Consider the following 20944-nt stretch of genomic DNA (forward strand, 5'->3'; position numbering starts at 1 on the left):
TAGGCGGGGGGATCTACCCTTGATAAGGGGGGTGCCTGATCCCCCCTGCCCCCCTTGATAAGGGGGGTGCCGATAGGCGGGGGGATCTACCCTTGATAAGGGGGGTTTCTGATAATTTTTAACACATACCTACTTACTGTCATCAAAAATATCTAACTGCTGCAGAGAGGGGGAATTATCCGACTTAACTGGTTTAATTTTCTTAATTCCCTGACGCAAACCGATCGCAATTTTACTATGTTTTTCGATTTGACCCATCACCTGCATGGCACGATCGATCACAGAAGTTGGTAAACCGGCTAATCTCCCCGCTTCGATACCATAGGATTTATCCGCACCTCCCGGTCGTACTTGGTGCAAAAATACTATCTCATGGGGTAATTCTTTGACTGTTACCTGATAATTAGCCACATTCTCTAAAATTGAAGCTAATTCGTTTAGTTCGTGGTAGTGAGTGGCGAAAATCGTCCGCGATTGCAGTACCGTGGCTAAATACTCCGCCACAGACCAAGCTATGGATAAACCGTCAAAGGTGGCTGTCCCCCGGCCAATTTCGTCTAGTAATACTAATGATCTGTCCGTGGCGTGATTGAGAATATTGGCGGTTTCGTTCATTTCCACCATAAAGGTGGATTGGCCCGTAGCGAGGTCATCCACAGCCCCCACCCGGGTGAAAATGCGATCGCAGATGGAGATTTTGGCCGACTTTGCTGGGACAAAACTGCCGGTTTGGGCCAACAATTGAATTAATCCCACCTGTCGCAGATAACAACTTTTGCCACTAGCATTGGGACCGGTGAGAATAATCAAGTCGGGGTATTCTAAACCCTCCTGATTGCCCAAATTAATCGAATTCGGCACAAAAAAGCCAGCCCCAAGGGATTGTTCCACCACGGGATGACGACCATCTTTAATATCGATAAGACGACCATCGGCGATTTCTGGGCGACAATATCCCTGATAAACGGCGATTTCTGCCAATGCTGCCAACACATCTAAAGCGGCGACTTTTGTGGCCACTTCCCGAATTTCTGGGGAAAATTCGGCCACTTGACGGCGTAAATCGCTAAAAATCTCGTATTCTAACTTATTTAATTCATCTACTGCCGTCAGAATTATATTTTCTTTCTCCTTTAACTCGGTGGTGATATAACGTTCCTCATTGACTAAAGTTTGCTTACGCACATAATCTTTTGGGGCGAAATCAGCTTTACTGCGGGGTAAACTGATATAATAACCGAAAGTTTTGTTATAACTAACCTTAAGATTACTAATACCCGTTCTTTCTTTCTCTGTCGTCTCCAGATTCTTAAACCAATCGATTACTTCCTGATAGTCGCGCCGTAGGGCATCCAATTGGGCATCAATTCCCTCGCGAATCACCCCCCCTTCCTTCAGATGCAGCGGGGGAGATTCCACCAGATGCGCTATCACCTGCTGGCCTAATTTTTCTAAATCGGCGGGAATTTGCTGTAAAGCTTTCAAATAGGGCGAATTTCCCGAAGCGACCAAAGCCGCTAAATCGGCTAATTTGACTAAAGATGCCGCTAGGGAAAGTAAATCGCGGGCGTTAGCCGTTCCTGCGCCAACGCGACCGCTTAAACGTTCTATATCGTAGATTTCCCTTAATTTTTGCCGAATATCTTGGCGCAGGGCGGGATTATCCTTTAACTCTTGGATAGTATCTTGACGGGCGCGAATACCGCGAGAATCTAAGAGAGGTTGCAATAACCAACGACGTAAAGCGCGACTACCCATGGCTGTACAAGTGCGATCAATCGCCCATAATAGAGAACCATAGAAGCTACCATCGCGCACCGTTTGGGTAATTTCAAGGTTACGACGGGTTTGCCCATCTAAAATCAAAAATTCGGAGATAGAGTAGGTTTTTAAAGGTTGTAGGGGGACTTGATTGGCTTTTTGGGTATCTTCAATGTATTCTAAGAGGCCTCCGGCTGCGCGAATAGCGAGGGGTAAATGTTCGCAGCCCATACCCTCTAGGGAACGCATTTTATAGGTGATTAGGAGACGATTTTTCGCCTCTGTGAGAGTAAAGATAGTTTGGGGACGGAGAGAATAACAAAAACTATCGGGTAAACAGGGGGGGAGATGGTCAGATTTTTCCCCAGGGCGCAAAATACGGTTTAAATCGGGGGCATTGATGGGAAAAAGGATTTCTGAGGGCTGTAAACGGCTTAATTCTAGGCTTAAAGCCGTTAAATCGCTGGCTTGGGTGGTGTAGAATTCTCCGGTGGAGATATCTGAATATGCTAATCCCCAATTTTCTCCGGTGATCACCACAGCGGCCAGAAAATTATTCTTTTTTGCGTTTAACATTCCCTCATCGGTGAGGGTTCCGGGGGTGAGCAGTTTGGTGATAGCGCGTTCTACGAGTCGTTTTTCGGCGGCTGCTTCCGTTGAATCCTCTACTTGGTCACAAATCGCCACTGCATAGCCTTTTTCCACCAATAAACGACTATAACGCTCTAGGGCGTGGTGGGGAACTCCAGTCATGGCGACTCTCCCAATACCTTTACCCCCTTCCTTGCTGGTGAGAACTAATTCTAATTCTCTGGAGATAATCACCGCATCCTGAAAGAAACACTCGAAAAAATCGCCCACACGATAGAGTAAAAGAGCATTGGGATAGGTTTCTTTTACCTCCACATAATGCTGATACATGGGGGTGAGTTTACTGCGATCGAGTCCGCGATAATCACGATGGGGATCTTTATTGGTAGCCGGTGGTTCTAGGGGAAAATCCGAGGGGAGAGTCATGGGTCAAAGAAAGCTGGACAATGTTTTAATCAACTGTTCCCCACCCCTTGGCTGAGTGGGAAGTTTCTGACGCTTCTTCGTCGATGGCGGTTGCCTCAGACTTCCGCACCAGGAGAACCACTTAATGGTTCCCCTTCCTGTACCTTCCCCACTCCCCTAGGCTGAGAGTGGGGACTGACGCAGGTTCGTTCAATATTAGATAGACACTTCGCTTAATTCGCGAGTGAGATGATCAAAGGGTTCAGCGATCAAAGAGGTGTCGGCAATACCCGCCTCAGTAGCCATGGTTTGAATCATTTCGCTCATGATTTGGATACCGCGCACCGTCGGACCGATGGGAACACCGAGGGAATTATAGGTTTCCCGTAGTCCTTGCAGTACCCGTTCATCTAGAACATTAGTATCGGCAGCCACCAGCGCATAACTGGCATAGCGGAGATAGTAATCCATATCCCGCAGACAGGCAGAATAACGACGGGTGGTGTAGGCATTACCCCCGGCGCGGATCAATTCGGGAACTTCTTCAAATAGACGAATCGCCGCCCCACGCACGAGCGCCGCCGAATTAGCGTTAATGAGGGCGGCGGCAGCTAGACGGGCAGTTCCCGAGGCAAAATATTGTTTAAGATTATCGATCGCATCTCGATCGAGATAACGTCCGGTGACATCGTATTTTCTAATCAGGCTAGTTACCGCGTCTCGCATTATTAAGTTTCTCCCAACAGCAATAAAGACATTTTTGAGTTTCGCTTTATTTATAATCTCACAGGGTTGAACTTCGGGGGACATCCCTAGTCTAACTCTCTTGCTTGTCTAACAATTTGTTGTTTTTTTGAGACATTTCTTTACATTTAAGGCATTGGCTGGACCGGCGCTGGGTGGCGGAATTATCCTTTATTAGTCGAGGTGGTGGACGAGGCACTCAAAATGACGAGATTATCCCGATGAATGATGGTTTCTGCGGCCATATAACCTAATAAACTGGCAATACGCTCGGAATGTTGACCTTTCACTCGATCGATCTCCTCACTACTATAATTAACAATTCCCCTGGCCAATTCCCGGCCTTCTTGATCGCACAATTGCACCGATTCCGAGGCGCTAAATTCCCCCTCCACTTTGGTGATTCCGGCCGCAAGGAGAGATTTTCCCCCCTGACAAATGGCTTGAATCGCCCCAGCATCGAGATAGATTTTACCCATGGGCAGTAGTCCGTAGGCGATCCAGCGTTTGCGGGCGTTATCACTGCGTTTTTGGGCCTCAAAACGGGTTCCGATCGCCTCTCCTGCCATAATTTTTAAGATATTACCGGGCTGCCGTCCCCTAGTAATCGCCATTTCTACCCCGGCGCTGGTGGCAATCCGGGCCGCCGCCAATTTAGTCGCCATACCCCCGGTCCCCCACTGACTGCCACTACTACCGGCATCGATCGATAGTTGCGCTAATTCCGCGGGACTAACTCGGGCAATAGCCGCCGCTTCGGGAAATAGCCGCGGATCGGCACTGTAGAGGCGATCCACATCGGTGAGGATAAATAACCAGTCAGCCTCGATTAAACTGGCTACAAGGGCTGATAAAGTGTCATTATCGCCGAATTTTAACTCATCGATCGCCACCGTATCATTTTCGTTGACAATGGCAATCACCCCTAATTCAAACAAAGCCTGAAAGGTATTATAGGCGTTGACATAACAGGTGCGTTCCATCAATTCGGGACGGGTCAGCAAAATTTGGGCGATCGGTTGACCAAGACTGGTAAAGAGGTCATCATAGATCCGCATCAGACGACCTTGACCGACGGCGGCGATCGCTTGTTTGAGGGCGATTTTTTTCGGTCTTTCCTGTATTCCCAGACGACGGCAGCCCACCCCCACGGCCCCGGAAGATACTAATACCACCCGATGACCGGCAGCGCGCAACCGGGTGAGGACTTCCACTAAAGCGGCGATCGTGGAGAGGGATAATTGGCCGGTTTCATTATCGGTCAAACTGGAAGTACCGATTTTGATCACTATGGTTTGGTTCATCGTCAAGGTGCTTTTGGGGAGGTGTTGCTAGATAGCCAAAGCTTTGATGGCAACTTTAATTAAAGTATAAAAACGGGGTTCAGTCACGTTGACTTCTCTAGCTTGTTGCCGATTTTTGCCTAATAAACCAATGCGCTGCCCTTTCTGCACGACTAAAATATCGCCCTGTTCATTTTTGATGCGAATCTCGTTTACATCACCCCAAAAACTACATTGATACATTTTTTCGGCGTGCATAAAAATTGCTTTTTTAATATTATTATTTTCTTGGGGTAATCGCACTCCCACTAATTCAATTTCTATGGTTGTATTGCCATTCCAGGTATTTTCTTTGAGTTTATAGGCAATATCTAAACGCGTTGGTAAAGGACAATATTCGCCCCAACGCCAAGCTAGGGCTTTAATTCTGGTATTATCGCTTTGAGCCAGCAATAATTTTAAATGATTTTTTCCGATAGTTTTCTGTTCCACTACCCGCACGTTAGGAGTCCAAAAAACGGGTAATTCATTGCCAATTCCCCAGGGTTGTAAACTATCAATTTGTTGAAAAAGTTGCAGGTTTATTTGTTTAAAGTCGAGGATAGTATCAATTTTAATTAAAGGTTTTAATTGTTCTATTTGTAAAATTTTGTGAGAAAATTGACTTAATCTTTGTTTAAATGCTAGTAAATTAGCTGTGGGTAAACTAAAACCCCCCGCCATTTTATGACCGCCAAATTTTCCTAGTAAATCTTGGCAAAATTGCAGGGCTTCAAAAACGTGAAATTCTTCAATTCCTCTGGCAGATCCGCGAATTTTACCCGTATCTTCTTCCTCGTAAGTACCAATAAAAACCGGCACTCCGTACCGTTCCACTAAACGGGAAGCTACAATACCAATTACCCCATGATGCCAATCTTTTTCGACTAATACTAAAACTCGATCTTGTTGCCAAAAAATCGGCGTTTCTTCCACTAATTTAATCGCTTCTTCTTCAATTTTTTCGCACAATTCTTGACGAGTACGATTAATTTGTTCGCACTGCATCGCTCTTTCTAAGGCAATTCCCGCCTCATCGGTGGTTAATAATTCAATAACTATCTGGGGATCACCGATTCTGCCAATGGCATTAATTCTCGGTCCCAATTTAAAGCCAATATCATCCGGTTGTAATTGCTTTTGTTCCTCGCTAATTCCCGCTATTTGCATGAGGGATTGAATCCCGACTAATTGGGATTTGGGTAATTTTCTTAAACCCCGTTTTAACCAGCGACGATTTACCCCAATTAATGGAGCTAAATCTGCTATAGTGCCTAGGGTAAATAATGCTAATAATGACTCGGTTAATCCCTGTAATTTACCCATTTTTTGGGCAGTTGTCACCGCTAAAATGTAGGCGACTCCCACCCCCGCTAATCCCTGATAGGGAGAGTTCGGTGTTAATAATTTTGGGTTGAGAATAGCGGAGGCATTTGGTAAAATTGGCGGCAGATCGTGATGATCGGTGATAATAACTTTTAATCCTAATTCTATCGCTAGGGCGATCGGTTCGTGAGCGGAAATACCATTATCAACGGTGAGAATCAATCCGACTCCCGACTCGGCAAATTCTTCGACAATGCGCTGATTAATTCCGTATCCCTCTTTCATGCGACTGGGTATGGCATGATTTACCCTAGCACCGAGATGTCTCAAGGCTCTTAACAGTAAAGATGTACTGGTCATGCCATCGGCATCGTAGTCCCCACAGATAGCAATTTTATCGCCCCTAGCGATCGCTTTTACTAATAAATTGACACTTTTTTCTAAGTCGGGAAATTCTCCCAGGGGAGAGGGTAAGGTATCCGCTTCAGGATCTATATAAGTTTTAGCTAATTCGGGGGTATCAATACCGCGATTAATTAAGATAGTTGCTAATAAAGATGATAGTCCCATTTCTCGCGCTAACCCCGCAATTTTTTCGGGATTAGTCGCGGCAATATACCAGCGTTGGATGGGATATTTGTAGGTCATTTTTTCTCAAACAAAAAGGTAGGGTGCGTTACGCTGTGCTAACGCACCAAAAACAAGGTTAAAAGCGGATTTGGATGGCCCCAGCAGGAGGTTGAAAGGGGAGATTATTATTATTAATTCTCAGGGGAGAACTGGGTATTACCTGCACATTTGGGGTGGTGGGTTGACTTTCGTTGGTACTCAGTAAAGTCAATTGATTAATACTAGAATTAATCGCAAATTGTTGGGTAATGACTCCCGACGGACAACAGGAAGGATCCCGGGGGAGAAATCTTCTCATGTTGACGGTGATCATACCATCTTTAGCACTCAGATTATCGACAATTACTCGATCGGCTAACAGGACAGTATCGGTGTTAGTGGCAGTACCGTTATTATCGATCACTAGGGCTAAGTAATGTAATTGCTGTTGATCTCTGGTAATCACTCTTAACACGACAATACCATCAGTCCTTTGATCATTATTATAGTCCCCCATCAAAGCTTCTCGACTGACTTGCACTCCTAAAATCTCTCCCTCATTGGATTGAAAAATACCATCGCTGACAATTACGGAACCCCGATTGGGAATGTTATAGACGGTATTCCTTAAATTATCCACGCTCAGGGGTGTAGATTGGGCAAGTAAGGGCAGAGAATTATTTAATAGTAAACTGATACCTAGGAGGATAGATTGAGGCAAAATTGCTAATTTAATCATGGTTTTGATGGGTTGGGTATATTTTCTTGAGTATCGAATAACTGCACGTTATTAATGGTACAAACCATCCCCTGTTGTGCTGCTAATTTATCTCGCCATTGGCTTAATTGTTGTTGACCATTACTACCATTTAACCAGTAAACTGTCAAGAGGCCGAGGGTTTGTTCTGGTTCACAGGAAAAGCCGAGAGTTTTATCGGGTATGTCGGTATTTCCCTCACGACATTGCCAACCTTGTTTTTCAATTAATTCTTTCCAACCTTTCTCTTCTTTGGCAGCCACGGCAATGCGTTGATCTCCTTGGGTACAAAGCCAATTTTTCTGCTGGGTGGGATCATTGGGTAGATCACCAAGATTGGGGGAATTTTGCTTAATTGGGGGAAGCGAGGGGACTTGAGCATGAACGGAAAAAATCGGTAGTATTAACCAAGTACCGATGAGCATTTTTAACAGTTTCATCCTTTAAAATTGTCATATTTAGGGATTTATGCCTTTAGAATATCACGTTTTTGAGATCTAGATAAAATACTCTCTTAAGATATGTTTAAATCTCTAATGATGGTTTCGATCGCATCAAAGGAAAATTCTCTGGCTAACTGTTGTAAACCTTGGGCAAGGGTAGCATAATCGGGGGGAATTTCTGCGGTTAGGGCGATAATTTTTTCATCATCACATTCTCGCGCCGCTTGTTGCAATTGTCTAATCCAGTCGGGACTGATTAATTTTAATAGGGATTGCAGGGAATCGAGGAAAACTGGCGAATAATTGGGTTGATTTGGCTCATTATCGGCATAAATATATTTTAATCCTAGATATTCGCTCATTTTTTGCCAGATAACTTCCTCTCGGAAAGGTTTACGCACGAAATCATCACAACCGGCGGCAATAACCAAGGCGCGATCCTCTTCAAAAGCACTGGCAGTTAGGGCAATTATCACCGTTTTTCCGCGATTATCAGCCTCTAACTGCCGAATTTCCCTAGTTGCTTCGTAACCGTCCTTCACCGGCATTCTCATGTCCATCCAGATAAGATGAGGTTGCCATGCTTGCCAAATTGCGATCGCTTCTTGACCATTAGCGGCCTCTTGCACGGATAATCCTAGGGTAGTCAGGAGTTTCAGCAACAGCAAACGGCTTTCCGGTCGATCATCGACGACTAATATGCGATATTTAGGCTGATTTTCCGCTAAAGCGATAACTTTTGCCCTATTGGTTTCGGTTTTAATCTCATTTTCTCCCACCAAACCCACCTGAATATCAAAACTAAAAATACTTCCTTGACCCAGAATACTACTAACTCCGATCGCACCTCCCATCAACTCAACAAATTTTTTACTGATAGGTAAACCCAATCCTGTCCCCTGTTGGGATTTTCGTCCCGTTTCCGTTTGGTTAAAGGGTTGAAATAGCTTATAAATCTCCTCTGGAGCGATTCCTAGTCCTGTATCTTCAATTTCCCAGAGCAATCGCTGATCATCTTCTCTTTTCTCCCCTAATTTTACCCGGAGAGTCACCCCTCCCGACTCAGTAAACTTCAATCCGTTACCCAAGAGATTGATTAACACCTGTCGCAATTTACTTTCATCAGTACATATATATTGAGGCAGATCGGAGCTGCGATCAAAAATTAAGCTTAAAGCTTTTGCCTGCGCTTGTGAGCGTAGCATTTCGGCAATATTATCTAAAAGAGCGTATAAATCGAAATTACTAGGATTAAAAACCGTTCTTCCCGCTTCTATCTTCGACATTTCTAGAATATCGTTGATTAACTCTAATAAATGTTCTCCGCTACGATTGACAATTTCCAAATATTGCCGATATTCACTGCTGATGCTGCTATCCCGGGATATTAAGCGAGTAAAACCCAAGATAGCATTAAGAGGAGTGCGTAATTCGTGGCTCATGTTAGCTAGAAACTCACTTTTAGCTTTATTTGCCTTAACTGCCGCTTCTTTAGCCTCTTTTAATTCTTTTTCCGCTTCATATCTACTTTCTGCGATCGCAATTAATTCTCCCACCAACCGCACAAAGGTGACATCTTCCCTTGTCCATTGCTTTTCTGCACTTGCATCCAATCCCAGATAACCCACCGTTACCCCACAACTATCCCACATGGGAACGATTAAGAGACAGGGAGTAGAACTATTAGCGAGAATAGCTCTTTCAGGGATAGCAGTAGCGGGTAAATCGTCTAAAGAGTTCAGTTTAACTGGAATACCGTTTAATAATTGTTCAGAAAACCAAGGAAAGGTTTCCGTTGAGAGATTTTGTGATTGTTCCCGAATCGGGATAACCTGCGGATAGTCGGGGTGACAGTATTCATAAACCATACTCCACTGCTGACGACAGGTGGAATATTGAATAATGTAACAGCGCGCACTCTGGGTAAATTGACAGAGCAGTTCTAGGGTATGATCGATCGCCAAGTGGATATCTTGAGAAATTAGTAATCTTGTCACCCGTGAGAGCAAATTATCGCGATGGGCCTGCATTTCTAGGGCTTTTTCCCGTTTTTTAGACTCTAGTTCCTCAAAATCACTCATAATCAGTTATCAGTTATCAGTTATCAGTTAAAAGGGTTTGGGTGTTGGGGTTGTAGGGTTGTAGGGTTTTAGGGTTTTAGGGTTTTAGTTGAATTTCCCCATCACCCCACTTCCCCACTTCCCCATCACCCCGTCTCCCGTCTCCCGTCTCCCGACTCAAAAAACAGTAAACTTTTCCCCTATTATGTTCTATAGGAATTTTACCGAATCAATATGCTCAAATTATTAGCTTCTCTCCTTCTCTCCTGCTGTATAGCCTTGGGTGTTTCCCTGTCACCGGCTGCTGCCATGGGAGTCTATGACCTCCCTATTTTAAGCCCCGGAGCGCCCACTTATGTAGTCGATCCCGTTGCGGCCATTAGTGCCGCTAACGAGGGAAAATTAAATAAAGACCTGAAAAATCTCGCCGAAAAAACCGGCCAGGAAGTGAGAATGGTAGTAGTCCGGCGCTTGGATTACGGTCAAAAAATTGACAATTTAGCCGATGATATCCTGAGAGAATGGTATCCTAACTCCGAAGATCGTGCCAATCAAACTATCATCGTCCTTGATACTTTAACCAATAAAACTGCTATTCGGGTTGGGGAGGAAGCAAAACCCCTATTAACCGATGCTATTGCTGATAGTATCCTCTCGGAAACTATGGCAGTTCCCCTCAAAGATGGGGGAAAATATAATCAAGCTTTACTCGATGCTAGTCGTCGTCTAACGGCGGTACTTTCTGGAGAAGCGGATACCGGACCGCCGGAAGTAGCGACAATTAATATCGAAAGTACCTTTACTACCGCAGAAGAAACTGACGATAAAAATGCCACGATTTGGGTGATAGTTTTACTGGTTTTAGCCACAGTAATCCCCATGGTTACCTATTTTTGGTACGCTGGTTTTGGTCGCTAAATTAAATTAATGATCTGGGACTGATACAGCTAAAATATTCCCACAGATAGCTCAATTCTCAGCCTGTATGAGCAAGATGAAGTAACTTCTAAGTGGGTGGGTGGAATTAAATATAAGATGAACGTAGGTTGGGTTGAAGCATGAAACCCAACGCCCTACAAATAATTGTGCCTACCTACTTAGTAGATTTTAGTTGTGTCAGTTCACCACATTTGCTTAACCTTAATAACTAATGTCTAGACTGGTAAATAAATTACAATCCTATTATCGAGAGGAGGAAGGAACTTACTTAATTGAAATTAAACTTAATCAGTTACAGCAAGTCTTTAATTCTCTCGATCCTTCGCCATTTTTAGATAGAGATTTAGACGATAACGCCGAAAACTATATTATTAACTCTGTGGATGAATTCCCCCTAAATACCCCCCTTAAATTAGTCTTTTATCTTCCCAGTAACGAACAGAATACCGCCCGACATCTGTTACCCTCAGCTTTACATAATTATTTTGACTATCGCCAACAGGGAGAACAAAGAAAATTACGCACAATTTGGCGACAGGGACGCATATCTTTGCTAATTGGTCTCTCCTTTCTTTTTGTTTGTTTGAGTCTCAGCGAATTAATTGGTCGTTTTGGCACCGATACATTTATTCACTTCTTAGAAGAAGGATTATTAATTAGTGGTTGGGTGGCCCTCTGGCGACCTTTAGAAATTTTTCTTTACGAATGGTGGCCTGTCAGTTATCAACAAAAGATTTTTGCTAAACTGGCCTACATCCCCATTGAAATCCGTCTATTAGAGGAACCATCCACCCCAGACTCTTTTCGATAGAGCTAATCCTCCCGATGGCTTGTCTTCAAAGTTACAAAGCTTTTATTTGAAGCAGTTTATAATAAAAGTAACTCTGTACAAAGCTTATCGGGTTTCAGCTTGGCTATTACTTTATTCTCAAACTTTTAACTAAGTAGGGTTTGCTGAATAAATCTAAAAACCTTGTTGGATAAGGCTTTTAGACTTTTTTTCCCTGAAAAAGTGCCTACCATTGGAGTGATTGGGGGGAAAATTTAGGGATTTTTTCCCTGAAAATTAGGTAATTGACCACCTGAAAATGGGTAAAACCCCACACCCCACACCCCACACCCCACACCCTGCCCCCACGAAAAACTTTTTCAGCAGCCCCTAAGTAGTCGGGCCTAACTTTTTTCAGTCTGGCGATTATTGGCGTTTCATCCCGACAAATCCCGACAAAATTGCTATCTAGATAGGAGTCCTAATGTTAATCCGTGTTGGTTATGAATTTGGCTTTGATGCCCCCTTACCCGTGGTTATGTTGTTAAAACTTTATCTACACCCCTCAATTTTAGCTCAAGTTAGACAATCGGAAAACTTGCAGGTGGAACCGGCAACAAAAATAGAAGAATTTTTAGATAGCTTCGGTAATCGAACCAGTCGTCTAATTTTACCCGCGGGACAGATCCGCATTCACAATGAAGCAGTTATCGAGAATGAATGGAAACCCGATATCGTTAATTGGAATGCCCAAGAAATTCCTTTAGCAGAGTTACCAACCCAAGTTTTTCCCTACCTAATGAGTAGCCGTTATTGCGAAGTAGATTTGCTTGCGGAAATTGCCTGGGAACTTTTCGGACAAACTCCCCCCGGTTGGGCAAGGGTACAAGCGGTTTGTGATTGGGTTCATAGTCACATTCGTTTTGGTTACGAATACGCGCGGGTGACGAAAACCGCCTATGATGTCTATCGGGAAAGAACGGGGGTTTGTCGCGATTTTAACCATCTAGCTTTGACTTTTTGCCGTTGCCTAAATATTCCTGCCCGTTATGCCTCCGGCTATCTCGGAGATATCGGTATTTCTCCCCAACCTCTACCGATGGATTTTAGTGCTTGGTTTGAAGTTTATTTAGACCATCAATGGTACACCTTTGATGCTCGTCATAACACCCCCAGAATCGGGCGGATTTTAATGACTCGCGGCTTAGATGCCGTCGATGCTTCCCTAACAACTTCTTTTGGTCAAGTAAATTTAACAAAATTTAAAGTATGGACGAGCGATGTTTCCCACCTCTATGCTTAATCAGAGTATTTATTAAACCTCTTGCATAATTAATTTTTGAGGGTTCAAAAACGGCAAAAATAAGGATTAAATTGCCTGAAAGTGCCAGCCATTGGAGTGAACGGGGGGAATAAAACCCTACACCCCACACCCTACACCCCACACCCCACCAACAAGCTTTTTGCCGCAACACCCAGATAAAAATTACTTTTCTACCTTAACCCGTTGAGTAACGACAACAATCCCATCGCCTTGAATTAAAATCGCCGATAACCAGCGATTTTCCGGTGTTGCCGGCGCTTTTACCCGCTTAAATAAACCGCCGGACTGTAATAATTCCAATTCTAGAGGCTTTGTATTAATATAACGATCAATATCTACTTTCTCATCGATCGCCGTTCCGGCCAATAAATCATCCCCCAAAGGTTCGCGGACAATCACATCAAAATCAAATTCTTGACCCACTTTCACCCTTTCGGGAATTCTCACTTGAATACTGGGGGGATTTTTGCCGGTGCTTAACTCGACTCTCTCGCTTAAAATCTCCTGATAAACCAGTTTATTCCCTTGAAATTGTTGACGAGAACGAATCGTAGCATTCATTCCCACCACTCGTCCCTGCACCTTTCCCGTCCCGGTAATTTTAGTAATTGTATTGGCCGTTAACTTGTCCCCGGAACGACTCCAAGATTCGAGAGTAGTGGTGTATTCTAGATTGTTATAACGTTCCCAAAAATGAGTTAAAGCCTTTTTAGTTTTTTCGTAGTTCAAGCCATCGGAGTTAGTAAATTTCGGGCTATAAAACTCCATTAATTGCTTGAGATCTCGCTCATTAGCCGCCGTTTCGATTTTGGAGATAAGCGTTTTTAAATTAGCCGGAGCAGTTTCTGGCTTTTCGGCCCGCAAACCGGTAGCGAGGGTGAAAGTTAACCCCAAACCTAACAGCAACGATAGGGAAAAATTGAGGGATTGACGAAAAAATTTATCGGGGATCGTGTTCAAGTTACGCATTAGTGATAGTTTGTGTAAGGATCGATCAATAACTATGGTAGATTATTTCATTCTAGGGCTGAATTTCCCCTCTCTCGAATTATGGCACGCACTCCAACCCGTCTACTGATTGCCGCTAGTGGTACTGGTGGTCATTTATTTCCCGCTTTGGCCCTGGCCGAGCGCTTGCCGGATTACGAGATTGAATGGTTAGGAGTTCCAGACCGTCTCGAACAGTCCTTAGTTCCAAAAACCTATCCCCTGCACACCATCCCCATTGAGGGATTTCAAACCCGTTTGGGGTTAAAAACTCTCAAGATTCTGTTCAGTCAACTGCGGGCCATTTGGCAAGTGCGTAGTTTAATCAAAAAACGTCAGATAGCGGCAGTTTTTACCACCGGGGGTTATATCGCAGGCCCGACCATTTTAGCGGCTCGTTTAGCCAATATTCCCGTCATCCTACACGAATCTAACTACATACCGGGCAAAGTCACGAAAGTTCTCGGTCGCTGGTGCGATACGGTTGCCCTCGGTTTTCAGGGAACCGCCAGCTATTTACCCGGCACTCGCACCACTTGGGTTAGTACACCAGTACGGGAGCAGTTTCTCATTCCCCAGTCCCTAGATTTACCGATTCCAGAGACTGCTTTTTTAATTGTCGTTGCCGGTGGTTCTCAAGGGGCCGTGGCTCTTAATCAACTTGTGCGACAAAGCGCTCCCCAATGGTTAGAAAAAGGCATTTATATCGTGCATCTCACGGGAGAAAACGACCCCGAAGCGGATAGTTTGCGCCATTCTAACTATTTTTCCCAGCCTTTTTACGACAATATGGCAGGATTATGGCAAAGAGCTAATCTGGCTATCAGTCGCTCCGGTGCCAGCACTTTAACAGAATTAGCGATCACTTGTACGCCTTCGATTTTAATTCCCTATCCTTTTGCTGCCGAAGACCATCAGTTCTATAATGCCCAAGTTTTCGCTGAAGCTCAAGCCGCTTATCTTTACCGTCAAAATGAGTTAACTGCTCAGTTTTTAAGCGAATTAGTCCTCGATTTATGGTCTAATCCCGAAAAATTGGCCGCCATGGCTCAACAAGCTTCTCATCTAGCCATTAGTGACAGTGCCGATTTATTAGCCGATTTGTTGAGAAGAAAGAGTCAAAAAGATAGTTTTTGAAACAAATCAGCCACGGGAAAAGTGAACCCCGGAACCACATCTTCCCCCTCCAAAAAATCTCCTGATGTTAATAATCCCTGCGGTTCGTACCCGGAACGATAAACTAAAACATAGTGTTGACCTGGACTGATAACCCAGAGCAAACGAGTACCATTGGCAAAATACTCGGCAATTTTGTCCTCGATTTCTGCCACTGTATTCCCTGGAGAGAGAATTTCTACCACTAAATCTGGCCCACCTTCTAAAAAACCCGTCGGCAATTCTTCCAATCCTTGCAGACGGTCCTTGGCAAAAAAGGCTATATCAGGAGAACGTTTATTGCCATTTTTCATAGTAAAAGCAGTGCTGGAGTCCAATAATACCCCTAGTTTTCGAGATGTTACTAAAGCGAATAAAGCAGCACTTAAAATAATGGCAATATAACCGTGTAAAGCCCCAGAATTCCCCATATTAGTTAACTCTCCCTTGACTAATTCGTAACGATTACCATCGTCAGGTAACGCCATAAATTCTGCATCAGTCCATACTTTTGTCTCTGGAGTTTTAATCACAGTAGTTTCTCGAATAGACATAACTTATCCTCGGTAAAGATTCACAAGTAAAACCCTTAAAGAATTTCCTGTAACATCCGATTGGCCTGGGAAGCGTAACCACCACCAAATAAATTAAAGTGATTGAGAATATGGTAGAGATTGTAAAGAGTTTTGCGCTGTTGATAACCAGCATCGAGGGGAAAAACATCGTTATAACCCCGATAAAAAGCCGCCGGAAAACCGCCAAAAAGTTCCGTCATGGCTAAATCTACCTCCCGGTCTCCCCAATAGGTGGCAGGGTCTAAAATTACCGGTTCCCCATCGACGGTAATTGCCGCATTTCCCGACCACAAATCACCGTGGACGAGGGAGGGATGGGGTTGATGCTGACTCAAAATCTCGCTAATAGCGGGAATAACTTGATCCTCGTCGGGAAAATTGCCGCCGCGCTCCTTTGCAAGTCTTAATTGATAGCCAATACGCTGATGAGCGAAAAAATCCGCCCAACTGTTACTAACGGTATTAATCTGGGGAGTAGAACCAATGGTATTATTACACTGCCAACCAAAGCGATCAGACAGGGAAACTTGATGTAAACGAGCTAAATTTTGCCCCATTTTTTCCCAGCTTTGACTATTGCCACCGCCGAATTCTAGCCACTCTAGCACTAAATAACTAGATTTCTCGGCAATTCCCCAACAAATTGGCTCTGGAACCCTGATAGTCTTGGTGGCGTGAATTTGCTTTAATCCTAAAGCTTCGGCTGCAAACATGGCCTCTTGGTTCGCTTGGTTAATCTTAACGAAATAAATTAAACCATTGCCACTGACAGCATAACCCTGATTGATGCAGCCACCACTAACGGGATGACTTTTCTCGATTTCAAAGGGTTTTTCCGTGGTTTGGGTAATATGTCGAGCAATTTGAGTCCACATGGTTTATCAGTTATCAGTTATCAGTTATCAGTTATCAGTTATCAGATGTAAGTTTTAAGTTAATTAGTTATTTAGTTATCAGATGTAAGTTAATTAGGTTCTTCGGTTTTTGTTATGCAATGGACGGGGGTTATAAGGGATGGAACCCTTATATAGAAAGGCATTTGGCGATTTTTGTCAATTATTTTTTATCTAGAGCGAACTAATCAATTAAGTCTCTTGCCAGATAAGGATTTAGTCGATTTATGCCCCCCTATCGAACCATACTAAGTAACGAAGAACCGTTAATTAGTTATTTAGTTATTTATTTATCTTCATCTTTATCCCTGATTACTGATTACTGTTCACTGATTACTGATTACTGTTCACTGATTACTGAATTGGTCTCACCACCACCACACCGTAAGCGTTAGGATTTAAATACTCTTGACAGGCATTTTGAATGTCCTCTAAAGTGAGGGCTTCAATGTGTTGGGGATAACAAAAAGCTGGTTGTAAATCACCGATCTGAGTATGATAATAACCGTAAAGGTTGGCCCGATCGCTCGGTCTTTCATTGCTAAAAATAAACCGATTGGCCACTTGGGTTTTAACTCGTTCCAGTTCAGAAACTGTCACAGCTTCCTGTTGAATTTGTCCAATCTGTGCTATCACCTCTCTCTCCACTTGCTCGATATTTTCCGAGGCTAATTGGGCCGACACGGAAAACACTCCTTGCACTGCTTGGGACATATTACTGGCAGTTATTTGGGAAACTAGCCCCTTTTCTTGGCGCAGAGACTGAAATAATCGCGATACCTTGCCCTGACCCAGAATAGCCGCTAAAACATCGAGAGGATAGGTTTTTTCTAAGTCTCTTAACCCCGGCACTTTCCAAAATAGGATTAAGCGGGCCTGCTGCAAATTTTCATCCTCGTATTCTTGACGGATAATCTCGTTAAAAGGAGCTTCGGGCTGTAGATTGGCGATAGGATGAGAAATAAGCCCAGAATTGCCCTTACTGCCTAAAGTATCTAAAGAATCCCTCACAATAGCCATTAAATCATCTACAGGTAAATTACCCACCACCGCCACCGTCATCCATTCGGGACGATACCAAGTCTGATGAAAATCGCGCATTTGTTGAGGAGTAAGATTTTCAATCACTGCCGTCGGACCCAACACCGGACGACGATAGGGTAAAACCTGAAAACAAGTCTCCATGGTGCGATAAAAAGTGCGCCGACGGGGATTATCCTGAGAACGACGAATTTCTTCTAAAATAACCTGTCTTTCCCGCTCAAAAGCTTCATCGGGGATTAAAGCTTCTAAAACCACTTCTAGCTGCAGCGGAGCTAGATGGGCGAAGTCCTGCGGGGCAGTGGTAATGTAATAATGGGTGTATTCTTGGCTAGTAGCGGCATTAGTCACCGCTCCCCTCGATTCGATCGCCCGTTCAAATTCACCACTGTCTAAGTTAGGGGTTCCCTTAAAAACCATGTGTTCGAGAAAATGAGCCATCCCATTGATCTGATCCGATTCTAAGGCCGAGCCGACCTGCAGCCAAACATTGAGATTAACCGCTTCTACCGGTTGACTTTCGGCAATAATCGTTAAACCATTGGCAAGACGGTGCAGAATCGGAGTGTTGAGCGTGGCAGGTTTCCCTAGGATAGCCGTCATTCTTTATTAGTCCTCGGTAATCACTCTGGCAAAAATTGTCACTTTTCTCTATTGTAGTCCCAGACTTTCACAGAGCAAACAAGATCAGGTGTTGGCCAGCAATTCCAAATTCAGAATGTAGCAAAATTGATCGAGGTAGGGTGTCGCTAGCGCCAGTGAACGCACCGTTAATGGAGGCTGCCGGGATATTCATTCCAAGAAATCGCTTTAGTGGGACTTAAACAAAACCTAAGACAAAAATAGCTTCAAACCCATACAGAGAGATGACTTAAGTTCAAACAACACTCAATCTAGTCTTCTTGAGGGTTTCAGTCATTTTTTTCTTATTTACCTCTTTCCCTTATTCAGAGGGTTTTTCAGTGCTTTTATGGCTCGAAAAGTGTCTAAGTCCCATTAGTCAATCAGGGGGTTGACCGTCATTTAAATTTCTAAAATATAAAGTTTTGTGACAACTTGAGACGTTCGCAGGAGTTTGAGGTGATTTCTTTTATGAATTGGACTTTGGACAAAAAAAATTAAATTTGCGTAAATATTACGCAAATTTAATTTGCGTTTAATTTTGCCTAGTCAGTCTCACATCAAAGAGGAAAGGGTTACTCCTCTTTTAATCCCTCGTTATAATAAGAAGGGTCAGGCTCCGTTTCCCCTCCAAAACAAACATCCAAGTAACTTTCATGGAGAGAATTAATAACTCTCTCTAATTCGTCAATAAGACTTCTTCGAGCTACTTTTTCCACCGCCTCAAGATGAGCTTCGCTTCCAGCTTTACCTAAATATAAATATTTACTTTTTTTGTTACTATCAGTTGCTGTTGGAAAAAGCGGTTCGTTGCTTTGTAGTTTATAATACCAGTAAATTTTTTGATGAAAGCTTAGTTTGATAACGAATCACATGACAAGGGGGCGGAGCGACTTCTCCTTCTGCTTCGATTTTCTGGATTTTTTGCTTCAACTTACGAATAGTAGCCTTGATTTGTTTGGCTCTAAGTCCAGCTTCTTGGTTCGTCTTCAAGAAATTATATTTGAGCATCAGCTTACAGATTGGGGGCTTCTTATATTATAAGAATATTTGCGTATATTTCACGCAGATTAATTTCTCATATATTTTTTCCGATGAAAAGTCAAGAAATTTGTCCTGATGTCGAAGAACTTTTGAAGTGGAGAAGGCAACTCTATAACGCCCTTGGTTCGAGACGCGAGACGGTCATGGAATTGCTGGATTCCCTCTCGTCGAATCGACAAGCTTCAACAGTTGCCGAATTATCTTTGAACCCTTTATTTCGTCGAGATTATAACAGTTTATATAAAGGGATTCAAGAGTTTTTACCAAGTCCAACAAATGACAATTATCAAAAAGCATTTGATAGCTTATTATCAGTCGTTTCGGCTACTATTCCTCCCCCCGTTTCTAGACAATTCTATTTATTTGGAGTAGATGTAACTCCTTGTCCAAGACCTTATTCGGCGACTCTAGAAGACAAAAAGTATATCTATCAACCCAATACTATCAAAGGCAATAAACCCATCAATATTGGTCATGCTTATTCAGTAATTGCTGCTCTGCCAGAACGAAGTGAAACGGGAAACGTGCCTTGGGCAATTCCCCTGTCAGGACAACGAGTATCTTCAGGAGAAAAAGACATTTCTGTGGCCAGTAACCAAGTCAAAAAAATCCTGAACCATTCCTCAGTTCCCTGGAAAGATAAATTATCAGTTTTAGTCGCTGATAGTCTCTATAGTCAGCGAGGTTTTCTTGGAGAACAAGTCAAGCAAAATAATTTAGTTACCCTCACACGAGGGAGAAGTAATCGGGTCTTTTATCGGCAATTTATTCCTGAAGATTATTCTCCCAAACAACCGGGTCATCCCCGTTGGTATGGGGATAAATTTGACCTCAAAGATGAGACAACTTGGCTCGAACCAGATGAAATCATTCAATCAACTTTTACGACTAAAAGGGGACGTGAACTTAATCTCAAAATCTCTGGTTGGAAACAAATGCTAATGAGGGGAACATCCGACTATGAAATGCACTCTCATCCCTTTACCTTACTACAAATTATTGTCAGTGATGAAACTGGTAAAGCCGTCTGGAAACCGATGTGGCTTATCCTTATTGGTTCTCGTCGTTATGAGTTAAGTCTTCAAGAATGTTATGAGGCTTATGGACAACGTTATGATCTGGAACATCTTTTTCGATTTGGTCAACAAAAATTGTTGCTGAATGCCTATTATACCCCTGAAGTTAATCATGAGGAAAATTGGGTTCAACTCACCCTATTAGCTGCTGTAAATTTATGGGCAACTAGGAAATTAGCTCTGGTTTTACCCCGTCCTTGGGAGCAGTATTTGAAAAAAAGTGAATCGGTAGAAATTACACCCAGCTTGGTTCAAAGAGACTTTTACAGAATAATTTCGGAGATTGGCACTTTGGTCAAATCTCCCAAACGCCGAGGTTATTCGGCTGGACGAATTAAAGGTTATAAAAAAGTGCCACGAACCCGCCATCAAGTTATCAAAAAACAGACAAAAAGTAAAAAAGAAAAGATGAAAGTTCCCTAAGTCTTGCTAAGAAGACCTTAAGAACCGCTATTTTTCAGCTTTTTTTCTGGCTGAGACAAAGGAGATATTGCCTCAAATT

General features: G+C 43.3%; 18 protein-coding genes. 5 read left to right on the forward strand and 13 right to left on the reverse strand.

All coding sequences use genetic code 11. The features are described 5' to 3' along the window. Positions 1 to 129 precede the first annotated feature (129 nt). From mutS to MAE_RS09460, 7 genes are all read right to left on the reverse strand, one after another. Entirely contained in the window at positions 130 to 2778 is a 2649-nt protein-coding gene (mutS, locus tag MAE_RS09430; protein ID WP_012265372.1) for a DNA mismatch repair protein MutS, read from the reverse strand. A gap of 195 nt (positions 2779 to 2973) precedes the next feature. Then, on the reverse strand, positions 2974 to 3567 hold the full coding sequence (apcB, locus tag MAE_RS09435) for an allophycocyanin subunit beta (RefSeq protein ID WP_004266814.1): 594 nt from the start codon (positions 3565 to 3567) through the stop codon (positions 2974 to 2976). Positions 3568 to 3665: 98 nt separating this feature from the next. Then, positions 3666 to 4805, reverse strand: coding sequence for a glutamate 5-kinase (gene proB / locus MAE_RS09440; RefSeq protein WP_012265373.1), 1140 nt, complete (start codon positions 4803 to 4805; stop codon positions 3666 to 3668). A 27-nt stretch (positions 4806 to 4832) separates the two neighbouring features. After that, positions 4833 to 6797 (reverse strand): single-stranded-DNA-specific exonuclease RecJ, encoded by a 1965-nt coding sequence (gene recJ / locus MAE_RS09445; protein ID WP_012265374.1) that lies wholly within the window; start codon positions 6795 to 6797, stop codon positions 4833 to 4835. Positions 6798 to 6855: 58 nt separating this feature from the next. Further along, positions 6856 to 7497: a hypothetical protein gene (locus MAE_RS09450; RefSeq protein WP_012265375.1), complete on the reverse strand. Its 642-nt coding sequence runs from the start codon at positions 7495 to 7497 to the stop codon at positions 6856 to 6858. After that, on the reverse strand, positions 7494 to 7955 hold the full coding sequence (locus MAE_RS09455; protein ID WP_012265376.1) for a hypothetical protein: 462 nt from the start codon (positions 7953 to 7955) through the stop codon (positions 7494 to 7496). Before MAE_RS09455 ends, MAE_RS09450 begins: the two co-directional genes overlap by 4 nt. A 74-nt stretch (positions 7956 to 8029) precedes the next feature. Further along, a complete protein-coding gene (locus MAE_RS09460; protein WP_012265377.1) occupies positions 8030 to 10039 on the reverse strand; it encodes an ATP-binding protein in 2010 nt (669 codons plus the stop codon). Between the two features lie 213 nt (positions 10040 to 10252). On the opposite strand from MAE_RS09460, the gene psb32 reads away from it, so the two are divergent. The 3 genes from psb32 (at position 10253) to MAE_RS09475 (ending at position 13029) form a co-directional block, all read left to right on the forward strand. Beyond that, positions 10253 to 10936, forward strand: a complete 684-nt coding sequence (psb32, locus tag MAE_RS09465; protein ID WP_012265378.1) for a photosystem II repair protein Psb32 — start codon at positions 10253 to 10255, stop codon at positions 10934 to 10936. Positions 10937 to 11168: 232 nt separating this feature from the next. Then, complete coding sequence (locus MAE_RS09470) at positions 11169 to 11768, forward strand: hypothetical protein (protein WP_012265379.1); 600 nt, start codon at positions 11169 to 11171, stop codon at positions 11766 to 11768. A 442-nt stretch (positions 11769 to 12210) separates the two neighbouring features. Next, positions 12211 to 13029, forward strand: a complete 819-nt coding sequence (locus tag MAE_RS09475; RefSeq protein ID WP_012265380.1) for a transglutaminase-like domain-containing protein — start codon at positions 12211 to 12213, stop codon at positions 13027 to 13029. A 183-nt stretch (positions 13030 to 13212) separates the two neighbouring features. Here MAE_RS09475 and MAE_RS09480 read toward each other — a convergent pair whose 3' ends face one another. Continuing rightward, positions 13213 to 14019, reverse strand: a complete 807-nt coding sequence (locus tag MAE_RS09480; RefSeq protein WP_012265381.1) for a hypothetical protein — start codon at positions 14017 to 14019, stop codon at positions 13213 to 13215. Between the two features lie 81 nt (positions 14020 to 14100). Between MAE_RS09480 and murG the strand changes: the two genes are divergently transcribed. After that, on the forward strand, positions 14101 to 15174 hold the full coding sequence (gene murG, locus MAE_RS09485) for an undecaprenyldiphospho-muramoylpentapeptide beta-N-acetylglucosaminyltransferase (protein ID WP_012265382.1): 1074 nt from the start codon (positions 14101 to 14103) through the stop codon (positions 15172 to 15174). Here the strand turns inward: murG and MAE_RS09490 are convergent. The 5 genes from MAE_RS09490 to MAE_RS34870 form a co-directional block, all read right to left on the reverse strand. After that, the gene (locus MAE_RS09490) at positions 15156 to 15746 is read right to left on the reverse strand and encodes a Uma2 family endonuclease (protein ID WP_012265383.1); all 591 of its coding nucleotides are present in this window, start codon (positions 15744 to 15746) and stop codon (positions 15156 to 15158) included. The genes murG and MAE_RS09490 overlap by 19 nt on opposite strands. A 35-nt stretch (positions 15747 to 15781) precedes the next feature. Continuing rightward, positions 15782 to 16642 carry a fructosamine kinase family protein gene (locus MAE_RS09495; protein WP_012265384.1) on the reverse strand — a complete coding sequence of 287 codons (861 nt, stop codon included), beginning with the start codon at positions 16640 to 16642 and terminating at the stop codon, positions 15782 to 15784. Between the two features lie 372 nt (positions 16643 to 17014). After that, positions 17015 to 18304: a M16 family metallopeptidase gene (locus MAE_RS09500; RefSeq protein ID WP_012265385.1), complete on the reverse strand. Its 1290-nt coding sequence runs from the start codon at positions 18302 to 18304 to the stop codon at positions 17015 to 17017. Between the two features lie 593 nt (positions 18305 to 18897). After that, complete coding sequence (locus tag MAE_RS34865; protein WP_231859621.1) at positions 18898 to 19041, reverse strand: hypothetical protein; 144 nt, start codon at positions 19039 to 19041, stop codon at positions 18898 to 18900. 103 nt (positions 19042 to 19144) lie between these two features. After that, on the reverse strand, positions 19145 to 19333 hold the full coding sequence (locus MAE_RS34870) for a hypothetical protein (RefSeq protein WP_012263819.1): 189 nt from the start codon (positions 19331 to 19333) through the stop codon (positions 19145 to 19147). 83 nt (positions 19334 to 19416) lie between these two features. Between MAE_RS34870 and MAE_RS09510 the strand changes: the two genes are divergently transcribed. Then, a complete protein-coding gene (locus tag MAE_RS09510) occupies positions 19417 to 20865 on the forward strand; it encodes an NF041680 family putative transposase (RefSeq protein WP_012265387.1) in 1449 nt (482 codons plus the stop codon). The last annotated feature ends 79 nt before the right edge of the window (positions 20866 to 20944 follow it).

This window comes from Microcystis aeruginosa NIES-843 (genome assembly GCF_000010625.1).
In the GTDB taxonomy this organism is placed as follows: Bacteria; Cyanobacteriota; Cyanobacteriia; order Cyanobacteriales; family Microcystaceae; genus Microcystis; species Microcystis aeruginosa.